14 protein-coding genes and 2 pseudogenes are annotated in these 21140 nt (G+C 60.4%); 9 read left to right on the top strand and 7 right to left on the bottom strand.

What is annotated here, in order from left to right; all coding sequences use genetic code 11:
* Together DBR10_RS17050 and DBR10_RS17055 are read left to right on the top strand one after the other, a co-directional pair.
* Positions 1–476 (top strand): annotated as a pseudogene (locus DBR10_RS17050) (baseplate megatron protein TIM-barrel domain-containing protein); the annotation flags it as partial.
* Between the two features lie 144 nt (positions 477–620).
* Positions 621–2345: a recombinase family protein gene (locus DBR10_RS17055; RefSeq protein WP_108506294.1), complete on the top strand. Its 1725-nt coding sequence runs from the start codon at positions 621–623 to the stop codon at positions 2343–2345.
* A 102-nt stretch (positions 2346–2447) separates the two neighbouring features.
* Here DBR10_RS17055 and DBR10_RS18965 read toward each other — a convergent pair whose 3' ends face one another.
* Complete coding sequence (locus DBR10_RS18965) at positions 2448–2681, bottom strand: hypothetical protein (protein ID WP_146184223.1); 234 nt, start codon at positions 2679–2681, stop codon at positions 2448–2450.
* Between the two features lie 105 nt (positions 2682–2786).
* On the opposite strand from DBR10_RS18965, the gene DBR10_RS17065 reads away from it, so the two are divergent.
* On the top strand, positions 2787–3557 hold the full coding sequence (locus DBR10_RS17065) for a 3'-5' exonuclease (RefSeq protein ID WP_108506292.1): 771 nt from the start codon (positions 2787–2789) through the stop codon (positions 3555–3557).
* A 63-nt stretch (positions 3558–3620) separates the two neighbouring features.
* On the opposite strand, the gene DBR10_RS18970 is transcribed toward DBR10_RS17065, so the two are convergent.
* Complete coding sequence (locus tag DBR10_RS18970) at positions 3621–4154, bottom strand: hypothetical protein (protein WP_146187868.1); 534 nt, start codon at positions 4152–4154, stop codon at positions 3621–3623.
* A 320-nt stretch (positions 4155–4474) separates the two neighbouring features.
* Positions 4475–5053 (bottom strand): recombinase family protein, encoded by a 579-nt coding sequence (locus DBR10_RS17070; protein WP_108504309.1) that lies wholly within the window; start codon positions 5051–5053, stop codon positions 4475–4477.
* 243 nt (positions 5054–5296) lie between these two features.
* Here DBR10_RS17070 and DBR10_RS17075 point away from each other — a divergent pair, with 243 nt between their 5' ends.
* Positions 5297–6589, top strand: coding sequence for a DNA methyltransferase (locus tag DBR10_RS17075; RefSeq protein ID WP_108504308.1), 1293 nt, complete (start codon positions 5297–5299; stop codon positions 6587–6589).
* A gap of 36 nt (positions 6590–6625) precedes the next feature.
* On the opposite strand, the gene DBR10_RS17080 is transcribed toward DBR10_RS17075, so the two are convergent.
* From DBR10_RS17080 to DBR10_RS17095, 4 genes are all read right to left on the bottom strand, one after another.
* Positions 6626–11524 (bottom strand): DEAD/DEAH box helicase, encoded by a 4899-nt coding sequence (locus DBR10_RS17080; RefSeq protein WP_108504307.1) that lies wholly within the window; start codon positions 11522–11524, stop codon positions 6626–6628.
* Positions 11525–11667: 143 nt separating this feature from the next.
* Positions 11668–12054, bottom strand: a complete 387-nt coding sequence (locus tag DBR10_RS17085) for a hypothetical protein (RefSeq protein WP_108504306.1) — start codon at positions 12052–12054, stop codon at positions 11668–11670.
* Positions 12051–12302: a hypothetical protein gene (locus DBR10_RS17090; protein WP_108504305.1), complete on the bottom strand. Its 252-nt coding sequence runs from the start codon at positions 12300–12302 to the stop codon at positions 12051–12053. The genes DBR10_RS17085 and DBR10_RS17090 overlap by 4 nt, the downstream gene beginning before the upstream one ends.
* Before the next feature lie 224 nt (positions 12303–12526).
* A complete protein-coding gene (locus tag DBR10_RS17095; protein ID WP_108504304.1) occupies positions 12527–13363 on the bottom strand; it encodes a flagellin in 837 nt (278 codons plus the stop codon).
* A gap of 92 nt (positions 13364–13455) precedes the next feature.
* On the opposite strand from DBR10_RS17095, the gene DBR10_RS17100 reads away from it, so the two are divergent.
* The 5 genes and pseudogenes from DBR10_RS17100 (at position 13456) to DBR10_RS17125 (ending at position 21140) form a co-directional block, all read left to right on the top strand.
* Positions 13456–13680, top strand: a complete 225-nt coding sequence (locus tag DBR10_RS17100; RefSeq protein ID WP_108556528.1) for a helix-turn-helix domain-containing protein — start codon at positions 13456–13458, stop codon at positions 13678–13680.
* A gap of 1051 nt (positions 13681–14731) precedes the next feature.
* Entirely contained in the window at positions 14732–15373 is a 642-nt protein-coding gene (locus DBR10_RS18975) for a hypothetical protein (protein WP_146184058.1), read from the top strand.
* 443 nt (positions 15374–15816) lie between these two features.
* Positions 15817–17709: a DUF262 domain-containing protein gene (locus DBR10_RS17115; RefSeq protein ID WP_108503800.1), complete on the top strand. Its 1893-nt coding sequence runs from the start codon at positions 15817–15819 to the stop codon at positions 17707–17709.
* Positions 17710–17782: 73 nt separating this feature from the next.
* Positions 17783–20125, top strand: a pseudogene (locus DBR10_RS17120) (baseplate multidomain protein megatron); the annotation flags it as partial.
* 82 nt (positions 20126–20207) lie between these two features.
* The gene (locus tag DBR10_RS17125) at positions 20208–21140 is read left to right on the top strand and encodes a DnaJ C-terminal domain-containing protein (RefSeq protein ID WP_108556529.1); all 933 of its coding nucleotides are present in this window, start codon (positions 20208–20210) and stop codon (positions 21138–21140) included.

Genomic DNA, 21140 nt, shown 5'->3' on the forward strand with positions numbered 1-21140 from the left:
GCCTGAAGGTGACGCTCTATCCGTTCGTGCTGATGGATGTGCCGGCAGCGTCGGGCCTGGCTGATCCGTGGGGCGGGGCCGGGCAGGGGGCCTATCCGTGGCGCGGGCGGATCACCTGCCATCCGGCCCCCGGACGGCCCGGATCGCCGGACGGCAGTGCCGGAGCGGCCGGCCAGGTCGCCGCCTTTTTCGGCAGCGCCACCCCCGGCCAGTTCGGCCAGAGCGATGGTCTGCCGACCTTCTCCGGCGGAGCCGACTGGGGCTACCGGCGGATGGTCCTGCACGCGGCGGCCCTGGCGCAGCTGGCGGGCGGGGTCGACGGCTTCCTGATCGGGTCGGAGCTGCGCAGCCTGACCGCGGTGCGCGGGCCCGGGGGCAGCTATCCGGCGGTCACGGCGCTGAAGGCCCTGGCCGGGGACGTGCGGTCGATGCTCGGGACGGGCCCGCAGATCGGCTATGCGGCCGACTGGAGCGAACCCGTCGCTGTTAGACGCCCGGCCTAACGCAGTCGCATTCGTCCCAACTGGTCCCGGTTAGTCACAGGCGCCTAACAGCCCCGCAATCGACCGACTAGGCGGATGTTAAGCACCTACGGCTAGGCTATTTCGCGAGGGTCACAGATGCCGAACGCCTACATTTACAGCCGATTTTCCACGCCGCAGCAGGAACACGGCAATTCGCTCGAACGCCAGCGCGAGCTTTGCGAGAGCTTCTGCGCCCGGCGTGGTTGGACCATCGCCGATAGAATTGAGGACAAAGGTAAGTCCGCGTGGAAGGGCGATCACCTCCGTAGCGGCAACCTTGGCAAGTTCGCCGCCCGCGTTCGTAGCGGTGACATCGAGCCGGGCTCAATCCTCGTCGTCGAACAACTCGACCGCCTGTCGCGTCTGGACCCGCGCACAGCCCAGCGGTGGATGGAAGACCTTTGCGAAATCGGTCTCAAGATCGCGACCGTGGAAGGCGAGAAGGTCTACGACGAAGGTGCCTTGAGAGGCCCCGACCAAATCACCAATATCCTGATGATCCTCATTAAGGCTCAGGTGGCTAACGAGCATTCGAACCGGAAATCGGCGCTCAACTACGACAATTGGGCACGGCGATTCGCTCGCGCCAAAGAAGGCAAGATCATCAGCCGCCGCGTCCCGGCGTGGCTGTCTGTGATCGACGGCGAATGGAAGATCGACGACACGAAAGCTGAGACCGTCAGGGCGGTTTACCGCTGGTCTGTCGAAGGTCAAGGCAACCGCATGATCGCGACCGCTCTAAACGAGGCCAAGGTTCCTAGCTTCGGCGGTCGCGGCACAAAGTGGACCGACAAATATGTTGGCCTGCTGCTGCATAGTCCGGCGGTCGAAGGCGACTACATCCCCGGTGCAAGCAACGGCACGGGTACTGGAGAGCGCATCGTTGGCTATTTCCCCCGGATCGTTGATGCCTCCGTTGTAGCTCAGGCGCGCACGGCGTCGGATAGTCGTCGCGGAACTGGAGGTCGTTACCGTCGCCTTTCCACCAACCTCTTCGCTCAGGGCGTCACGTGCGGTTGCTGCGGGGGGCCGATGACCCTCCGTCCCCGCCAGTCGAGCAAGCTGTCACCGACGAGCGTTCTGCGGAAAGGCCTATTCAAGTGCCGAAATTCCATGTCGGGCCGGGGCTGCGAACAACGCCAAATGTTCGCCTATGCGGCCTTTGAGGTCACCGCGCTTAACGAGGTGCTGCATCTCGCCTTGGACAATCGGTTCTTCACGAAGGCCAATGAGACCATCGGTGTCGTGAACGAGGTCGCTCAGATCGAGAAGGATTTAAAAGACGCCACCGACCAGCAGGCGTCAGCGGTGAACCTGTCGATCAAGAACCCCGAAATCCCTGCCTATCAGGATCGCGCCGCTGAACTGCAACGATCAATCATGAGGTTAAAGGATGAGCTTGAAGAGGCTCGCAAACGCCTCAACAAGGCCCGTGGTGCCGTCGATGCCTCCGAGCATCAGCGTCGTGTTTTCGAGGTCCGTGACCTTCTCGACGATCCTGACGAAGCGACGAGGACTGAGGCACGCCGAAAGGTGGCCGAAGCTATCCGGGCTATGGGCGTAAGTGTCGTCTGTGAGGTTCAGGACGGCTATCGCCAGTATGTCCTCACATTCTCAAAAATCTTGCGGGTCGTGATCGATACCAAGGGCGAGGTCATCGACAAACTCGATGTCATGCAGCTTTTCAAGGATCAGACACCGGAAACCCTCACGGCACTTGAAGCGCATTTTAAGACTGGTCTCGGTGCGAGCCCCGTCACCCCCGCCTTGACGGAGAAGGCGAACCTTCTCGTCGCCCGTCATGCCCGAGGTGCGGCCTAGAATACTAAAGTCGCCCGCCGGGCAAATTCGGTCGAGGCGAAGTCATTATGGAAAACAGTCTGGAAATGGGCCGATTGGTCGCCTTCCCAAGCCCGTTTTCATTCACGACCCAACGGCCAAGCGAGCGATCTTGGCGTCCGGCGTGATGTTCCTGCGTGTTTGGCTTGCGGACGGCTTCGCCGCCGCGTCCGGGCGGAGGAAACGGGTCGAAACAACGCCGTTCAGGCTGGAACTTATATTGCTGATTAGCTCGTTTAGATCGGTCACAGAAACTGCGTTGTTTCCGATGAACGCGGAAAGCAATTCCACCCTCAAATCGACGCTCTTGTGGTCCATAATTTCGCTCCGCATCGACTGATTATATAAATTACGGTTATATATATCATTCTATGCTATAGTGGACGAACAATATGTCGATATATTTGAGATTTCGGAGGTAATTTGGCCCAGTACGTTGTCGTGTTCGATCTGGAGACCATTCCTGATCTTGAGGCAGTTTCGCGGATCAACGGGTTGGCTGAGCACGACGACGCGGTAGCTGAGGGGATCGTCGGCGAGAAGTTCCCGAAACTCCCTCTGCACAAAATCGCCTGCATCGGCGCCGTGATCGCTGAACGGCTGGATGACCACTGGGCGATCCGGTCGCTGGGTGCACCGCATATGGGCGAACGATCCGAGGCCGACCTGATCTCGTCTTTCTCTGACCGGCTCCAGTCCCTCCGCCCGACCCTTGTCAGCTTCAACGGTCAGGGCTTCGATCTGCCGGTCTTGCGCTACAGGGCGATGGTCAATTCGATCCCGGCGCCGGGTCTCCATGCCCGTGCGTACTTCAAGCGCTACGATGATGCCGCCGTCGATCTGTGCGACGTGCTGGGTTCGTACAGCAGCGGCGCCAAGGCGAAGCTGGACGAGCTATGCCGGGTTCTGGGGCTGGCGGGAAAGCCTGACGGCGTTGACGGCGCTGAGGTGGCTGGATTCGTGAAGGCCGGGCGGATCGCCGAGGTCGCCGCGTACTGTGAGACCGATGTCGTGAACACCTATCGGGTGTGGCTGCGTTATGAACTGTTCCGGGGGGCATTGAAGCCTGACGAGTTCCGGTCCAGCGAGACGGCGCTTGCCGACTTCATCCGGGCACGGCTAGTCGAGAAGCCCCACCTCGCGTTTCTGATCGATGATCTGCATCGGTCTGTAGAGGTGCCGATCTCCGCCTGACCGGGGCGCTGGTGTTGCCGAGGCACGCTCCCCTACAGTCGCCCCTCTAGTGGCCTCCCTCGATCAGCGCTGCCCGGCGATGTCCTGTTGGCGGACGAGGCCAGCATCAATCATTCTGGCGTCGATGTGTTCGGCGAGTGCCTTCACCGCGTTTCGTGCACGAGTGACAAAATCAAAGTTCATCGTGATGGCACCATTTCTTGCAATGGGGACGTCAGGATAAGAGCGAACGTACAGATCGTCTGGCTTGCCATCTCGGTGTACCAATATATGGCGAGCATCTAGGTAGGGCATTGCTGCCGTCAGAACGTTCTCTTCTAGCTGTAGTCCAACGCGAACGCTCATTTTGTTTATTAGAGAGCGTGTATTTCGTTCATTCTCAAGCGCCCGAAATATCTTGTCGGATATCAAGCGTATAACAGCATCCCAAGAACCAGCTTGAAGGATTTCTTTGGCGTGAATGTCGAGTTTGACTTCGCCAGCAAAACGCGACGCATCTACTCCGGCGAGCGCTGCTCGCGATAGAGACGTTGCGAGAAAATCAGAAAAATCTTCGTATAATTCCTTTATAAAGGCGACGTGGATTGTGGATTTCAAATGCAGACCGACAATTTTCCGAGACTGTATTGTATTAGGGCAAGCGTGAAGTCGGGGGTATCCATCAACTCGCCCTCCTGTCGCCTCACAGATGGTCCTCTCGTCGGCCTGTCCGCGCAGGAAGTTTGTTATAAGCACGTCGGTTAGCTCAAGGTCTGTCTCGTAGGAGATCAGACGTTGAGTGAATCTGTGGAGCGCCTTGCTTGGCAAATCTTGTCCCCCTCGCTCCGTGTCCCCAGAGCGCTACCGCTACTTGTCCATTGGTTGTCAGCTTTCGCAATGGCTGAGTTGGAGATCGGCGCCCAACTTGCGAGGGCGAGCTACACTCGCTGCTCGCCCATAGCTGTTCGGCCGCCCGGCAGCGCCCGATAAAGCGTCGCCGGAGCACATCCGACCTGACCGGCGACTTCGGCGACAGTCAGCGTGCCCTCCGCGATCAGCGCCTTGGCCACGCGGAGCTTCTGATCGTCGAGGGAGCGTGGGCGACCGCCAACTCGACCACGGGCACGAGCGGCGGCGAGGCCGTGTCGCGTGCGCAGTTTGAGGATGTCAGTCTCGGCCTGATTAAGGGCTGCGAGCATGTTCACCCAAAGCCTGCCGGTCGGCGAAGAGGTTTCGATATTTTCGGTCAGGGAATGCAGCCCGATCTCCCGGCTGTTCAGATCGTCAACGATGTCGATGATCTGCCGCATATTTCGACCGAGGCGCGAAAGCGCGAAAACGCAGAGCACGTCGCCGGGGCGGGCAAACTCCAGCGCCTTGGCAAGCTCCGGCCGGTCGATGCGCGTACCGGAAACAGTCTCAAGGAAGATGCGTTCGCAGCCCGCTTTTTCCAGAGCGTCGATTTGTAGAGCATGATCCTGCGACGAAGTGGAAACCCGAGAAAAGCCGATCTTCATTCAATCTCCCAAAACTCAACGGATTGCTCGCAATCCAGACAGTGGTTTTAGGATACAGTATTGAGATGATTTTTTCCTCAATAAACGGGCGTATTGAGGCAAGATATTCAAAGCATAATACCGATCATTTGATGGAAATCAGAGAGAGGGCGTCGGCCGTCGCGGCGAGCGACATTCGGCCGCCATCCGGCTCCTCGCTGGAAACCTTCCGGTAAAGGATTCTACCCCAGAAATGGCGCCATCATGCCGTTCGACGCCGCACCATCAGTCAACGAAACTACCATCGAGTATGCGGCCGGAGCTTTAGGCGCCGGTTTGCGTGAAGTGCGCCGCTCGATGAAGTTCAGCCAGAAGCGACTGGCTGCCGAGGCGGGGATCGATCTGGTCACCGTGCAAGGGCTGGAGCAGGGCTGCGGCACGCTGCGGTCGCTTCTGGCGGTGCTCGGCGTCTTGAGGCTGCGGTTCGCCGACCAGCAGCCGTCGCTGGAAGTTGGCGGGTGGATCGCTACCGTTCGGAGGGCGACGGGTTACTCACAGGCGGCGCTCGCTACGCTGATCGGCCTCAGCAAGCCGACAATCATCCAGATCGAACACGGGCGGGGCAACCTGCGGAGCCTGCTCCTTGCGATGATGTTCCTGCGGCTCACGCCGATGGTCGTTCCGCAGACCGATCCACTACATGGCGCCCGCCTGATCCTCGGTGACTGTCTGGAGGTGCTGCCCACGCTGCCAGACCGTTCGATCAGCGCGGTCATCGCCGACCTGCCATACTCGCTCACCAATCTGGAATGGGATGAGGCGATTCCGCTGGAGCCGCTGTGGGAGCAGTTCCGGCGAGTTCTAAAGCCGACTGGCGCCGTGATCCTGACGGCCAGTCAGCCGTTCACCGCAGAGTTGGTGATGAGCAATCCTGAGTGGTTCAAGGAGGCGCTGGTTTGGGAAAAGAGCCGTGCGACCGGGTTTCTACAGGCCAGTAAGCGGCACCTCAAAAAACATGAAGACGTCCTCGTTTTCAGCCCCGGTACTATCGTGTCGGGAAGGGGGCATCAGATCGCCCGCAACATGACCTTCAATCCGCAGGGGTTGGTCGAGCTTGAAAGGCCAGTGCGTTCCGGCGGTGGGATTGTGAAGGGCGGCACGCTGTCAGATTCCGGCGGCCAGAACACCCTCAGCCCGATCTACCGCCCTTGCTACATCAAGCCCAACACAAAGCGAAACGGCGAGCCGGACACCTTCAACGGCAAGCCCATCACCGGCGATGGCCGCAATCAAACCCACACGAACTATCCGAAGTCGATCCTACGGTTTCCCTCTGAGTTTAGGCCCGTCCACCCGACGCAGAAGCCGCTCGAACTGATGCGATACCTCGTCCGCACATTCACGAACGAAGGCGACACCGTACTGGATTGCTGCTTCGGCTCTGGCACGACGGCGGTGGCGGCTGTGATGGAGGGGCGCCGGTTCGTCGGCGTCGAGAAGGATGCAGGCTACTTCGAGCTTGCACAGGAGCGGCTACGGCTGGTGCGGCTGGGCTAATTCGGCCGCACCAGATCGTCATTGAATAGTAGCCTACTAGGCCTGTGCGGTGTCCGTCTTGGTCGTGTCCATGATGTCGAGTGCGGGCAGGCTGCGCACGATCTTCATGGTCTCCAAGCTGACGGTGATGACCCGCTGGAACAGCTTGAGTGGGTAGGCGGGGTCGCCGACTGTCTCGACGGCGTAGCGGTTGGCGTCGTTGACGATACCGCTGTCTTTGTCGGTTTTTACGACCTGTCGTTCCATGACCCATTCAAGCGCCGACTTGCCGTTGACGATGTAGTCGTAGGCGTGGATCGGAATGTTCGTCATCGTGATGCGCGGGTTATAAATCACCGTCGCCTTATCGACTTTGGGTCGCTTGCCACCGAATTTCATCTTTTCAACGCGGTAGAACGTCTTTTCGTCCTCGATCACTGCGAGGCTCAGATCACCCTCTTTAATCGTGACTGGGTAGGGCTCAACAGTTTCGAAGTCCACGTGTAAATCTGCCAAACTCTCTCCCGCTCTCACGAACTGCCAGAAATCCTCCACCTTCTTTGGAAGTGGAATTCGTGGCAGTTGCTTGGAAAGATTGTCTTGAAATTGCGCTCGATATGATTCTGAGTGTAGAATTCCATATACGTAATGGAAAACGTCCTCCTTCATTATCGTTGCTTCTGGATAAGCTGCTTTAAAGTGAGAAAGTCCTGCATCCGTTATTCCGTCGCGAACCTCTGTATCATCAAGGTCAAGTTCCTGCTTGATGCTATCTGTAGGTCGGGGATACAAGTATAGGGGGAACGTCTGGGTACTTGATGGACCTTCACGTGATGGAATCCACCCGCTCATAAAGCAGCTAAATGGCACCGACGCGCCAACGCCCGTTACCCAGATAACCCGGTTCGCTTTCCCTTTTTCCGGGAACATCCTCGGGAGTTGCCCGCGCTCATGGTTTAGCTGATCATCAAAATACAGCCACTGCATTGTAAATGGCTTCGCAACGCACTGGACTAGGTTTTCCTCTTGGAAGGAAGCCTTTCGACGCTTCGCTAAATCTGTCAGCAGGCTTCTCGTCCAGCTAATTTTCGTCGAATCTTTCGAAGCGAGTGATCTAGCCCCCAGCCAATCCATCTTATGCTTTGAAAACTCTTCCGTAAGTCTTTCGATCTCAGAATTATAGAACGAGATAAAATTTCTCACGCGCGAACGTAGTTCTATAATGCTTGAGTTTATGACCCAAGCATCTCGCCCAGTTTCTATCCCGCGCGAATAAGTGGAGAAAATTGCAGGCTCTCTATTGGCGTCTTTGTTCCCGATGCGGATGTAACGGTCGAAACTTTCGTCCCTTTGCTTAACCCAGTCATTTTGGGTGTCTGGCGTGACTGCGGTCCATCCATTTGCGGCACTGATGCCGCCTATGCTTCCAAACATGGAGATGCGTGCCAATTTATCCGCTTGGCTTAGATAATCTCCAATGTCGTGAACATAGATGTTGCCACGCTTTTCCACGGAGGGGTTCTTGACGAAGAGCCAGATGGCGATAGGGGCACGGCTGCCGGAGCCAAAAATCTTCCCGCCTTCGCGGCGTGATTGCTCGCCCGATGTTCGCTGATTTCCGCGAAGGTGGAATATGTAGAGATCGGAGAATTCCTCTGCGAGGGATTTCCGAAGTCCATCCGTAGAATTCCCGTCGATCCAGCCAGCATTTGTCACAAATGACACAATGCCGCTATCTCCGATACGATCGCTGGCCCAGCGAACCGCCCTAATGTAGCTGTCATAAAGCGCATTGAGATTTGTAGCGCTACTGTTCGCAGCGTAGGTCTCTCTTATTCTTTCATCGAGTTTCGGATAGTTCGAATTAGCAGAGTCGTCATTTGCGCTACTTTGACCCACTGAATACGGCGGATTTCCAATAATTACCCGTATATCAAGAGATTTTTGTCGCATCCGCCGACTGCTATTATCGGCCATTATTTCGCTAATTAAATCACGATCCTGCTCATATAGTTGAAAGGTATCGGTAAGGCAGATTCCGCCAAACGGAGCATATTCATTCGTTATGCCGGAGTACGTGGCTTCAATGTTGATGGCTGCGATGTAGTATGCAAGAAGGACTATTTCATTTGCATGTATTTCGTTGGAATATTTCCTTTTGATATCTTCTCGCGATATGAGCCCAGATTGCAGGAGGCGAGTTATAAAGGTGCCTGTACCTGTGAAGGGGTCAATTATATGAACGCCCTCACTTCCAAGGTTTTGCCCGAATTCTGATCGAAGAACTTCGTCAACCGACCGAATTATAAAATCGACTACTTCAACTGGCGTGTAAACGATGCCGAGCTTTTCTGTCATTCTGGGGAAGGCTGTTCGGAAGAACTTATCGTAAAGTTCGACTATAATTCTTTGTTTGGCTTCCGGGGAGTCGATGCCCGAGGCTCGGCGACGCACACTTTCATAAAAACTATTGAGCGACTCGGATTCCTTCTCCAAGTTTTGCTCATCCAGAATGTCTAAAACCCCTTGCATCGCCACTGACACAGGGTTGTTTTTCGCGAAGCTGTGATCCTCGAATAGAGCTTCGAATACTGGCTTTGTGATGATGTGCTGGGCCAGCATCTCGACCGCATCTGATTCAGAGATGCTTTCGTTCAGGTCATCGCGAATTTCTGCTAGGAACTCCCGGAATGCCTTTCGTTCCGCTGTTCCTTCCTTTTGGACCAGAGCGGTGATGCGCGTGATGTGCGTTTGGGCGATCTTGGCGATGTCGCTGGCCCAATTCTCCCAGTAGTCGCGCCTACCGCACTTCTTGACGATCTTCGCCATGATCGCCTTCGAGAACTCATCGAATACGAACTCGATCTGGCTTTCGTCAGGGCGCTTGCGTTCTGGCTTGTCGTCATCGCCGTCGTCATCCGGGGCGCTGCCGTGACCGATGTTCGCCTTCCCCTTAGACTTGTCGGCCTTGTTGGGCAGCTTGTTGCTTACGGCGATGACCTCGATCTGGCCGCCGACATCGACGCCCAAATCCATCTTGTTGATCATCGCGTCGAACCGTTCGTCGTGTGATCGCAGGGCATTCAGGATTTGCCAGACGACGCGATAACGCTCGTTGTCGTTCAGGGCATCCTCGGGCGACATTCCAGCGGGCACGCCGATGGGCAGGATCACGTAACCCATCTTCTTGCCTTCGGCCCGGCGCATGACGCGGCCGACCGACTGCACCACATCGATTTGGGACTTCCGGGGGTGCATGAAGAGGATCGCGTCAAGAGCGGGGACATCGACGCCCTCGGACAGGCAGCGGGCATTGGTAAGGATACGGCAGACATCCTCGGGCTGATCGGCCTTGAGCCAATCTAGGCAACGGTTCCGCTCCTTGGCATTGAATGTGCCGTCAACGTGTTGAAGCTCGCAACCGAGTGGCGTTCGGCCTGCTTCGACCTCCTTGCCCTCCTCAGACGCGAGGTACTCGGCGACTACCGCTTGGAACTGGTCCTTGATCAGCTTCGAACTGGCGATGTCCTTACAAAACGCCAGCGCCCTGTGCATGGGCTCGCCGTCGTCGCCTATGTCCTGTTTCAAGTCGCCCTTGGTGAGCGCCTTGTAGCAACCGATGATCTTGGTCGCGTCATCCAATTTCAGTTCATTGTCACCGGCCGCCAAGCGGCTCTGGATGCTGGAACTGACCATTCCCTCGTCCACGGCGAGGACGACAACCTTGTAGTCCGTGAGCAGGCCGTTTTCGACCGCCCAGCCGAAGCCCTTCTGGAATAGGGTCGTTCCGTACTTGGTCTCGTCGTCCATCGAGCAGAGTTCGACTGAGGCCTCGTTGGCCTTCGTCTTAACGCCATCACCGAACACGCGGGGCGTCGCGGTCATGTAGAGCCGTTTCTTGCCCTTGAGGTACGTCTGATCATGGACCCTGACGAAATGGCTCTCTTCGTCGCCTGCGAACGTCGCTCCGGTCGTCCTGTGGGCCTCGTCGCAAATGATGAGGTCGAACTCAGGCATCCCGTGTGCCGTCTGCGCCGCCGCCACGACCTGAATGGACTGGTAGGTCGCGAACACGACCGTCATCCGGTCTGGTGCCGAATGTGCGACCTTCTTGGCCAGCTTGGCCGCGTCGGTCGTCGCCGGATAGTCGAGGTCATGGGCTTCGACTTCGGCCACGTCGTCGGCGTTGCGGCGCCGTTTCCCGACCTGAGCATCTGAGCAGACGGCGAAGGCTCGAAGTGGTGTCGTGGAATCGATGGTCCATTCCCGAATGGTCTGGGACATCAGCGACAGTGACGGTACGAGGAACAGCGCGGTCTTGCCGACGCCGACCATGTTCTCCGCGATCTTGAGGCCGGTGAACGTCTTGCCGGTGCCGCAGGCCATGATCAGCTTGCCACGGTCACCCTCGGACAAGCCCTCGCGAACCGCCTCCAACGCCTGTTCTTGGTGGGGGCGGGCCTTCTTCTTCTCGGCGACCTCCACGGTTTCGTCGCGGAGGTACTTGGCCCAGTTGATGCTTTCGGCGAGGCGATCCAGACCGATCCGGGTGGTTTCGATCTGCTGGCCGTCAAGGGCATCTTCGGCGTGACCGCTCCACGGTGCGTCCGTGGTGTCGATGATCAAGCGGCGAGTGAACGGGCTCTTCCCCGACGCCGTGAAGAAGCTGTCAATGTCGGCCTTTTGGACACGATGGCCTTCTTGGTAGAATTTGCACTGGATCGCGCAGACGCCGCCGTCTCGCATCTGTGCGACGACATCAATCCCAGTGTCACGGCCGTCTCGGCCTGACGCCTTGGCCCAGTCGGAATAGAGCCAAGCGTCCTCGTATTCCTGAGCCATGCCGGGATCGTGCTTGATGAACTCCACCGCGATGCGCTCGAAGTAGTTTCCCTTCTCCCGCTCGGAGCGGGCGGCGTCGCGAAAGGATTTCAGCAGGGCGCGTAGATCGGACATGGGCTCACCGGACAGCGAAACGGCAGCGTGGGCGGGTGAGCGACACGAGGGAGGTCACCCCAGATGCTGCCCGGCCATGCTGGCGCTACCGTGGCGTGCGTCGGGAGAAGTGGGAACCCCCATGAAGGTCTGATCCACAGTGATCAGCGTATTACGGCCTGACGGTAGTGCTCGTAACGGCTCATCAGATCGCGCCGGGCGTTGTCATCGCCCACCCCGATTTGTGTCAGTCGCTTCCAACTGACTATGCTCGGAGGCCGGTCCGCAATGTGGCGTTCACATTCGGGGCGGTCCGCTTCTGTGACTACGAATTCGTCGGTGCCCACAAACTCGTCGAAGTCGGACAGTACGACGCCCGCGAGTTTCGTGTGTAGGTGCGTCAGCGCCTCTGGGTCCGCGACCTTGATCACGAGAAGGTTCGTCGGTTCCGGCTCGGTCACCCAGTGCCCCGCCGCGAGCATGGCCGCCACGATCTCGTCTGGAATGGTGCTGGTGACGGGGGCGGCGATCAGCCAAGGGCGCCAGATCATCGACCACTCCACAGGCGACGATCCGGCCGTTCCGGCCATACGAGCTTCTGGAGGCAGTAGAGGGCGAGGATGTACCGGCCACGGCCGTAGAGCCATCTGATGAGGTGGAGCAGGGCGCTGTCCGATGGGCGCCCGTGGCGATTGGTGGTGGCGTAGTTGTGTGCGGCGCCAAGGAGTTCGGTGGAGAAATGGCGCCGCGAATGGGTCAGGCCACGCTCTGCCATCATGTCGTAGAGGTCGTTGATCATGATGGTATTTAGCCTGACCGCCCCGGTCGGCGGCTGGACCGGAGGCCTACTTGCGCCTCTGGCTGAAACTTCATCGAACGCCGCACTTCGTGCAGATCAGCGCCCAGCGCTCTGGCGGTATGTTCGACGGTGGATTCGTTGACCGTTGGTGTGGCGTCGAATGGCGTGACGATCCCATTTCAGGGGTAGAAACCTTTACCGGTGATCAGTCGCGACCGTCACCCCTAGCCAAAAAGACTGCGCAGCCAGTTGGCCGAGTTGGTGGCGATGGACAAGGCCTGCACGCCGAGGGACTGCTTGGTTTGTAGGGCGGTGAGCTTGGCGCTCTCCTTGCTTAGGTCGGCGTCTATCAGGTTGCCCACCCCGATCTCGGATTGATCTTGCAGCTTGCCGACGAGTGCCGTCTGGCCATCGAGCGCCTCGCCCTGAGTGCCCAGCTTGGCGAGAGCGGCGGTCATGCTCTTCAAGGTGTGGCTGACATCCGAAAGGCAGTACTGGGCGTATTCGACCTCATCCAGCGTGTGCCCTCGCATGTAGTACGGGTCGGTCGGCGTGTAGGGCGTAAACTTGGCGCCGAGGCCGTCGATGTCCACGGTCTGGGCGCCATCGCCACTGGCCAGAAAACTGACCGTCTGGCTCCCGGTCAGCAGATTGATGCCGTCGAAATCCGCGCCTTCGAAGGTTCGCATGATCTGCAAGTGCATCGTCCAGTAGTCATCCATGAGGGACTGGCGGCTGCTGCGGGGAATGCTCTCTTCTGTGCCGGTCAGAGCCAAGGCCTTCATCTTGGTCAGGAGATCGACAACCTGCTCACCGGCAGCCAACGCCACGTCCACGGCGCCTCGACCGCGTGCCAGCGAGTCCTTCACCGCGTTCAGGGCGTTGGCGTCAGCGGTCTGTCGCTTGGCGATGGCATAGGTCGCCCCGTCATCCTTAGCCGAATTGACCTCGCGACCCGTCGCGATGCGAGTGGTCGTCGTGGCCAAGTCCCGCCCTGTCGCATTGAGCCCTTGAAGAGCAACAAGGGCCTGAGCGTTGGTGTTGACGCTGTTGATCCCCATCCGGTCCCCCTCGGCGGCCGAGTGGGCCGATGTCGTCAATATGAACTATAGTAGATAAACTCCAAGATGCGTGAACGCCAAGCGTGTTCGGCATGGACATGCGAAAGATCGTCGGCCGGAATGTGCGGAAGTACCGCCTCGAACGAGGGCTGACGCAGGAGGTGTTCGCTGAGCGCTGTGGGTTCGCCCAAAATTACCTGAGCGATCTCGAACGCGGAAAGCGCAACCCGACCATCGTCACCCTGTGGGAACTCGCGCAAGCGTTGGAGGTCACGCCCATTGCCCTATTGGCCGATGACGCCGAAGGCGAAGCCTAGCTCATTCCGGCGCTGCTGCTGATTGGGCGCCAGCCTTGTTGTACGGGATTGGGGGCCGTGAGCTTGCTGCACTGCGCTCAGGCCGCTCTTGGCGTTCCCGCTCAGGCGCAGCCTTCGCTCCCACACCGGCGAGCAGTTTTCTGCATCCCACAGAGAGAAAAGTGTCAAACTGTGTGAAATACGAAGATTTAGAATTGCATGTTCTCGCGTTCAGATCGGCTTTCATTATCCCCCTGTCCCTCCATCACACTGGAATTACACATTGAATGTGTAGGCAGAGGATGGAGAGACAGGGGGAAGAACCTTCTCGGACGAGTCGGCTTTCTGTAAATGACTTAGGTTGTTACTCCGTGCGAGCGGTTTCCCGGTACTCGCCTTGTCATGACTTCCCGATCCCATGACCTAAGACGCCTGAGCATTACTCGGCGTAGGGGCTGCTTAACCCGCGTCCAGAGTGCAGAGGCCGCAGACGTCATGCGTCGCGCGCTTGCCAATGAATCGCCTGCCCTCGTGAGGCGGGGTCGCTTGCTTGTCACTTATGGTGGATCGAAACGGTTCGCCGGTCCCCGGCCACGGGGGTGACGGCTGCACTGGCGCACTCTACAGACCGTGCGTCAGTTTCTAGGGCTCCAAGTCGGTCACGGCGGACCCCAGATCATTGAATGTCTAACGAGGCTACCAACTCTCATCTGGCCCCTTCGGGCCTTAACGGACGACCGGGACCGATCCCGTTCCGTGTTTGGTGCTCTCTACACCGGTCTAGCTGGTAATCGGCATCCCCCGACCCCTGTACGTTGGCTAGTTTGGGCCGGGTCAGCCTAGTAAGAAGTCACCCTGAGAGTATATGTGGTAGAAAAGAAAAAGCCCCCAAGCAGGTGACGGTCTGCTTGGGAGCTTCGAATGTCGTTGTGTTCACCACATCAACATTGAACTCGTTGAACGCGCCGCCACGGCTTGCTCGATAATATATTTATCTCATATTCAGCGGTTGAATTCAATTTTAATCGTTATGTTGTAAATTAAATCGGAGTTTGGCAGCTAAGAGTTGTGCATGATCTTTAGGTTGGCGGTATTTTGCTTTCTTGATGCCAATGGCAGGCTGAACGCCGCCGAATTTCGACGATACCTCCGGTCGGTCTGCGGCCAGAACTGGGTCTGCACCTACAACTGGCGTTTCGAGGCTCCCCCGGCGGCGCTGGGCCTCTCGTTGCCGGTGATCGTTCATCGTGAGGAGCGAGATGCACTGGTGGCGCCGCCGACCGGCGTCTGTCGTGTGACCGACGAAGTTCTCCTGACGCCCAGCCAAGAGAGACGGTGGCGGAACATCTGCTTCCAACGAATGCCGTTCCCGCAGCCCAACGGAGATCATTTCCCGTGGGAGGCTGTCTGTTTCGAAGTCCCGAATGTGTCGCCCGCCGTTCTGGAGGTGATCGACGCCGTTGCGGCCTATCCGTGGGAAGTGCGTGGAGAACTTCTCACGGTGTGTCCGGCCGACGCGATGACGATCTTCCAAACGCAGTCGCCGGATACCTTCAAGTATCGGGGACGACCTTCGCGCGAGGGTGGCGAGCCGGTGCGGGCACCGAGCCAGACGGTCGTGCATGGGCGCGTGCGCAGCGACCGTTCGTCCGAGTTGGTGGCGTTCGACAGCATCGACGATCTCATCGCCGCCATCAGACGACTTGAGCCCTGAGAGTTTGGCGGGCCGAGGAATATGCCCGGTGGCTGTGGGCAATGGAGATCATCCAGATCGCAGCCGGGCGGTCTGTGATCCTACCGGTGTGCGGCGTGGGTCTGGTGCGTGAACCCAGCACCAAGGAGCGGGAGGCGGCACACGAACTTGTCGAGGCCCTTCGGTCGGACAATGCGTCCGTACATCTCATGTCACCATCATTGGTGGCGTTGGTCAGGGCGATTCGCCCTCGAAATACGTCTGACTTCTCCGGCTCGCCGTTTCTGGTCGCTCGCAGCCGTCGCCTGACGACCATCGAGCACAGAGAGCGGGGCGGTAGCCGTTGGATCGATGTCCGGGGTCAGCATCAGGCGATCTGGCGATGGCTGACGAAACGTCAGTAGTTGTGGCGTGACAATGCTGATGCCGAAGGTTTAGTTGAAGCCCTGCTGTAGGGGGCCGATTTGGACGCGAAGCCACTATCCATCGGGAAGATCGTCAGCGAACGCCAGCGCTTCATCGTCCCAATCTACCAGCGCACATACGCATGGAATCAGCGGGAACTTGAGCCGTTGGTGGAGCAGATAGAGGGCAAGGCCGACGAACTGTTGAAAACCGGGAAGGTCGCATTCTCCCACTACATGGGCGCGCTGTTGTTGATCCCGGATAGCGATCCGGTTTTCGGCAAGATTCAGGCCTTCAATGTCGTTGACGGTCAGCAGCGCCTTACGACCTTCCACCTCTGTTTCGCGGCCCTACGCGATGTCGCGAAGGAGTTTGGCTTTCCAGACGTCGCGCGCCAGCTTTCCGATCTGATCGTCCATAGCGACGATACGCCGATGCAAGATCGGGCCACTGAACGGTACAAGCTGGAGCCCACGACCTATGATCGGGCGTTGTTCCGGCACATCATCGACCTAGACCGCGCAACGCTGCGCCAGAAATACCCCGACCACTTCTTCAAGAACGGGAAGATTCGGAACACCGCTCCCGGCCCGCTGTGGGCATATTGGTATTTCTGGGATCAGGCGGAAGACTACATCACCGAGGGGCGACGGCTCCCAGACCGCAAGGAGTACGACCATGCGGTTCTACATCAGCGCTTGCTCGCCCTATCGACCGTCCTGTTCGAACACTTCCGGCTGATCGTCATCACCCTCGCGGCCGATGACGACGCTCAGGTGATCTTTGAAACACTCAACAGCGGCGGCAAGCCGCTGGCCGCCATGGACCTCGTGCGCAACGACGTGTTCCACCGTGCTAACCGCCGCAACGAAGATCAGGGTGCTTTACTAGAAGAGCACTGGTCTGAGTTCGAGCAGCCGTTCTGGAAGCAGGAGCAGACGCAGGGGCGTATCAAAAAGCCGAGGATCGACTTCTTCTTGGGCCACGTCCTCGCGGCCGAGCGTGGTGTCGTCATCTCGCTGGGAGAGCTATTCTCCGAATATAAGGCGTTCGTCGCCGCGCGTGCGTTTGAGAGCACCGCCGCCGAGCTTGGCGCTCTGACGAAGTACGCCCCGGCCTATCGCCAACTTGCCGAGCCTTCTGTCACCGGCGAATTGTCTAAGTTGTCGCGAAGGCTGAACACATTCGATCTATCGACCGCGTACCCGCTTGTTCTGGTGATCGCTCAATCCGACGCTGACGATGCCACCAAGGCCCGGCTCTACGACCTCGTGGGGAGCTACATCGTTCGCCGGGCGATCTGCTATCTGTCGCCGAAGAACTACAACAATCTCTTCGTGGAGGTCGCGGCCTTCATGAAGAAGAACGGCATCACGGAGGACGCGTTCGCCACGGTGATGGACGCCAAGAAGGGCGCTGATACATCTCGTTTTCCGACCGACGACGAGTTCGCCGCCGCCATACGTAGTCGGCCCCAATACGGCTGGATTCCGCAGCATCGGCTCAAGCTGATCCTCGAAGAGTTGGAATTCGCCATGCGCGACAAGTTCAACATCCATGGAACGCTTCAAGACGGCCTGACGATTGAACACGTCATGCCGCAGACATGGACGACCAATTGGCCGCTCCCCAGTGGCGCGGTCGTACCGGCCGATTTTATTTCGGGCGTTGATGAGGCGGTGCGGTTGGAAATCGAGGCGAGAAAGGCGGTTGTACAGACCCTGCCGAACCTGACGCTGCTTACGCCGCCAGCCAATTCGTCGGCGAGCAATTCTGACTTCGAAACGAAGAGGGTTCGTCTCCATGACTCGCTCCTCAAAACGAACATCGCCATCGCGGCGGAGCCCGTTTGGAACGAGCAAGCCATTGCGCGTCGCGCTGATGTGATGGCAGCGGCTGCGATAGCGCTTTGGCCTTCGCCGAGCACCCCAACGGCTAATGCTGATGGATGAGTTCGATCTGTCAGAGGGCCAAGCAGACCGTTAGTCCTCGTCTTCGCGCTGGTAGCTAACGTGGAACTTGTCGAGCGAGTACTTCGGCCACCAGCCCGCCGACGGCTCGGGCCATGCGGTCTTCCACCTCGACCCGCTGTGGAGCGACCCGGCCATCGATTTCGTCGGCATCGACTTCTATCCCCCGGTCACCGACTGGCGGGACGGCACGGGGCATCTGGACGCGCTGGCGGGCCTTACCGGGCCGCACGACAGCGCCGGCCTGCGGGCCGGTCTGACCGGCGGTGAGGGCTTTGACTGGTCCTATGCCGACGAGGCCGCGCGGCTGGCCCAGGTCCGCACCCCCATCACCGACGGGGCCCATGGCGAGGCCTGGATGTTCCGGCCCAAGGACCTGAAGGGCTGGTGGAGCCATGCGCATTACGACCGTCCCGGCGGCGTGCGTTCGGCCACCCCGACCGGCTGGGTGCCGCAGTCCAAGCCGATCCGGCTGATCGAGTTCGGCTGTCCGGCCATCGACAAGGGCAGCAATGCGCCCAACCTCTTCATTGACGCCAAGAGCGCCGAGAGCGGCCTGCCGCCGTTTTCGAGCGGCGCGCGCGACGAGATCGGTCAGCGGCGGTTCCTGGAGGCGGTGCTGGACTGGCTCGCCGATCCGGCCGCCAATCCGGTGTCTCGGGTCTATGGCCGGCCGATGGTCGAGGCGGCCTCGGCCTGGTGCTGGGATGCGCGGCCGTTTCCCGACTTTCCGGCCCGCAGCGCGATCTGGGCTGATGGACCCAACTGGCTGACGGGACACTGGCTGAACGGCCGGACCGGGACCGCGCCGCTGGTCGAGCTGATCGCGGCGCTGGCGGCCCGGGCCGGGGTGGCGCTGGATCCCGGCGAGGCGAGCGGCGGGGCCGTCGGCTATGTCCTCGACCGGCCGATGCGGCTGCGCGACGCCCTGGCTCCGCTGTGCGAGGCCTTTGGACTGGATGCCGTGGAGCGGGGCGGGGCCGTGCGGCTGGTCTCGCGCGCGGGCCCGGCGACTGAAGTTCTGGACGAGGCCGATCTCGCCTGGCCCGAGGATCGTGCCGCGCCGGTCACCGCCGTGCGTCGCCTGACCGATCCTGTCGCCGCCGTGCGCCTGCGCTTCATCGATGCGGCCCGCGACGACCAGGCCGGTTCGGTCAGCGTGCGGCGTGCGGGCGGCAATGGCAGTGCCGACATCGAGATGCCGCTGGGACTCTATGCGGCGGACGCCACTGTGGTCGCTCAACGCCTGCTGGACGCCGCCCTGGCCGCGCAGCGCGAGCGGGTCGTGCATCTGGCCCCCCTGGCCGCCCTGCGTCTGGAAACCGGCACCCGTCTGAGCTTCGAAGGCGAGGCCTGGCAGGTGCGGCGCATCGATCTCGACGAGCAGCCGCGGGCCCTGCTGGCCCCGGTGCTGCCTGATCCAAGCCTGGCCGCGAGCCAGGACTGGTCCCCGGCACCGGCCCGCGAGCCGCCCGGCTCGCCGGTCGTTCAGGTCCTCGACCTGCCGATGCCGCCGGAGGGCGGGGAGGATCTGCGACCGTGGATCGCCGTCGCCGCCGAGCCGTGGCGACCGATGGAGGTGCATGCCGGTGCCGATGTCGACAGCCTGACCCTGCGGGCGGCGGTGCCAGCGGCCGCGAGCCTGGGTCAGACCCTCGCCGACCTGCCGCCGGCCTCGCCGCACCGTCTGGATCGAAGCGGTCGCCTGACGGTTCGGCTGGAAGGCATCGGCCTGTCGTCCCGGTCGCTGGCCCTGGCCCTGGCAGGCGACGGGGTCATCGCGGTTCAGGGCGCGGCCGGTGCCTGGGAGGTGATCGGCTACGCTACGGCGACCCTGGTCGCGCCGGAGGTCTGGACCCTGTCGGGCCTGTTGCGCGGCCAGTGGGACGGGCAGGCCGCGCCTGACCTGATCCCGGCGGGCGCGGCGGTCGTGCTGCTGGACGAGACCCTGGCGCGGCTGACGCTTTCCGGTTTTGAGCGCGGGGTGCCGCTGCGGGTGCGGGCCGCGCCGGCCGGGGGACCGCCGTCCGGCCCGGCGATGAGCGAAGCGATAATAACCTGGACCGGCCGGGCGGCGCGGCCCCTGGCTCCGGCCCATCTGCGGGTCCGGTCAGTCGGGGGCGACCAGACGATCCGCTGGATTCGCCGCAGCCGGGTCGGCGGCGATGTCTGGGACGGTGAGGTTCCGCTCGGCGAGCTGGCCGAGACCTGGCGGCTGAGAGTCCTCAACGGCAGCGCGGTGGTCCGCGAGGTGGTGCTGGCCGCACCGGGGTTCACCTATTCCGCCGCCCTGCGCGCTGTCGATCTGGCGGCCGGAACGGCCGGAATCCTGAGCGTTGAGGTCGCCCAGGGCTCGGCCACGGCGGGTTGGGGTGTCCCGGCCACAAGGTTGCTGTGATAATAATGCAACAATTGGCTTGCGCCACGGCGCGAACGGCCTAAGTGAGTAGGGCTTTCCCTGACTCCGCAGAGGCAATTCCTTGGCGCGTGACCCCTATCTGGAACTTGGCGTATCCCGGACCGCGAGCGCGGACGAGATCCGCAAGGCGTTCCGCAAACTGGCCAAGCAGTTTCACCCCGACACCAATCCCGGCAACAAGGCGGCCGAAGACCGCTTCAAGCAGGTCAGTGCCGCCTTCGATATCCTGGGTGATGTCGAGAAGAAGAAGAAGTTCGACGCCGGCGAGATCGATGCCGACGGCCGCGAGACCATGCGCGGTTATGGCGGGGCGGGCGGCAATCCGTTCGGCGGCGGTTTCAATCGCGGCGGCTTTTCCTCGCGCGGTGGCTCTGACGGTCCCGATATCGATCTGGGCGACCTGTTCGGCGACATCCTCGGACGCGGGTCGCGCAGCCAGGGCGGTTTCGGTGGCGGGGCCGGAGGCTTTTCGCCGCGCGGGGCCGATGTCCGGGCCAGGCTCGACGTCGACCTGGAAGAGGCCATCCGGGGCGGCAAGAAGCGCGTGGCGTTTTCGGACGGCCGCACGATCGATGTCTCCATCCCGCCCGGGGCCCAGGAAGGCCAGACCCTGCGCCTGAAGGGGCAGGGCAGTCCCGGCCGCGCCGGGCCCGGCGACGCGCTGATTGAACTGTCGATCAAGCCGCACCCGATCTACCGCCGTGAGGGCGAGATCCTGGTCATGGACCTGCCGGTCTCGGTGCCCGATGCGGTGCTGGGCGGCAAGGTCGAAGCCCCGACCCCGGACGGGGCGGTCATGCTGAACGTGCCCAAGGGCAGCAACAGCGGCGCGACCCTGCGGCTCAAGGGCCGGGGTCTGGCCGATGCCAAGGGCAAGCGTGGCGATCTGCTGGCCCGTCTGGTGGTGACCCTGCCCGACACCATCGATCCCGACCTGGAAAAGTTCGCCCAGGCCTGGCGCGAGCAGAAGCCCTATTCGCCCAAGCGGAAGTAG

The sequence above is a fragment of the Caulobacter sp. HMWF025 genome (assembly GCF_003060965.1).
Classification (GTDB): domain Bacteria; phylum Pseudomonadota; class Alphaproteobacteria; order Caulobacterales; family Caulobacteraceae; genus Caulobacter.

What these genes read in the sequence shown, in the direction of transcription:
- DBR10_RS17055 (WP_108506294.1), top strand. Translation starts at nt 621, where the DNA reads ATGCCGAACGCCTACATTTACAGCCGATTTTCCACGCCGCAGCAGGAA.
- DBR10_RS18965 (WP_146184223.1), bottom strand. Translation starts at nt 2,681, where the DNA reads ATGGACCACAAGAGCGTCGATTTGAGGGTGGAATTGCTTTCCGCGTTC.
- DBR10_RS17070 (WP_108504309.1), bottom strand. Translation starts at nt 5,053, where the DNA reads ATGAAGATCGGCTTTTCTCGGGTTTCCACTTCGTCGCAGGATCATGCT.
- DBR10_RS17075 (WP_108504308.1), top strand. Translation starts at nt 5,297, where the DNA reads ATGCCGTTCGACGCCGCACCATCAGTCAACGAAACTACCATCGAGTAT.
- DBR10_RS17080 (WP_108504307.1), bottom strand. Translation starts at nt 11,524, where the DNA reads ATGTCCGATCTACGCGCCCTGCTGAAATCCTTTCGCGACGCCGCCCGC.
- DBR10_RS17085 (WP_108504306.1), bottom strand. Translation starts at nt 12,054, where the DNA reads ATGATCTGGCGCCCTTGGCTGATCGCCGCCCCCGTCACCAGCACCATT.
- DBR10_RS17090 (WP_108504305.1), bottom strand. Translation starts at nt 12,302, where the DNA reads ATGATCAACGACCTCTACGACATGATGGCAGAGCGTGGCCTGACCCAT.
- DBR10_RS17095 (WP_108504304.1), bottom strand. Translation starts at nt 13,363, where the DNA reads ATGGGGATCAACAGCGTCAACACCAACGCTCAGGCCCTTGTTGCTCTT.
- DBR10_RS17100 (WP_108556528.1), top strand. Translation starts at nt 13,456, where the DNA reads ATGGACATGCGAAAGATCGTCGGCCGGAATGTGCGGAAGTACCGCCTC.
- DBR10_RS18975 (WP_146184058.1), top strand. Translation starts at nt 14,732, where the DNA reads ATGATCTTTAGGTTGGCGGTATTTTGCTTTCTTGATGCCAATGGCAGG.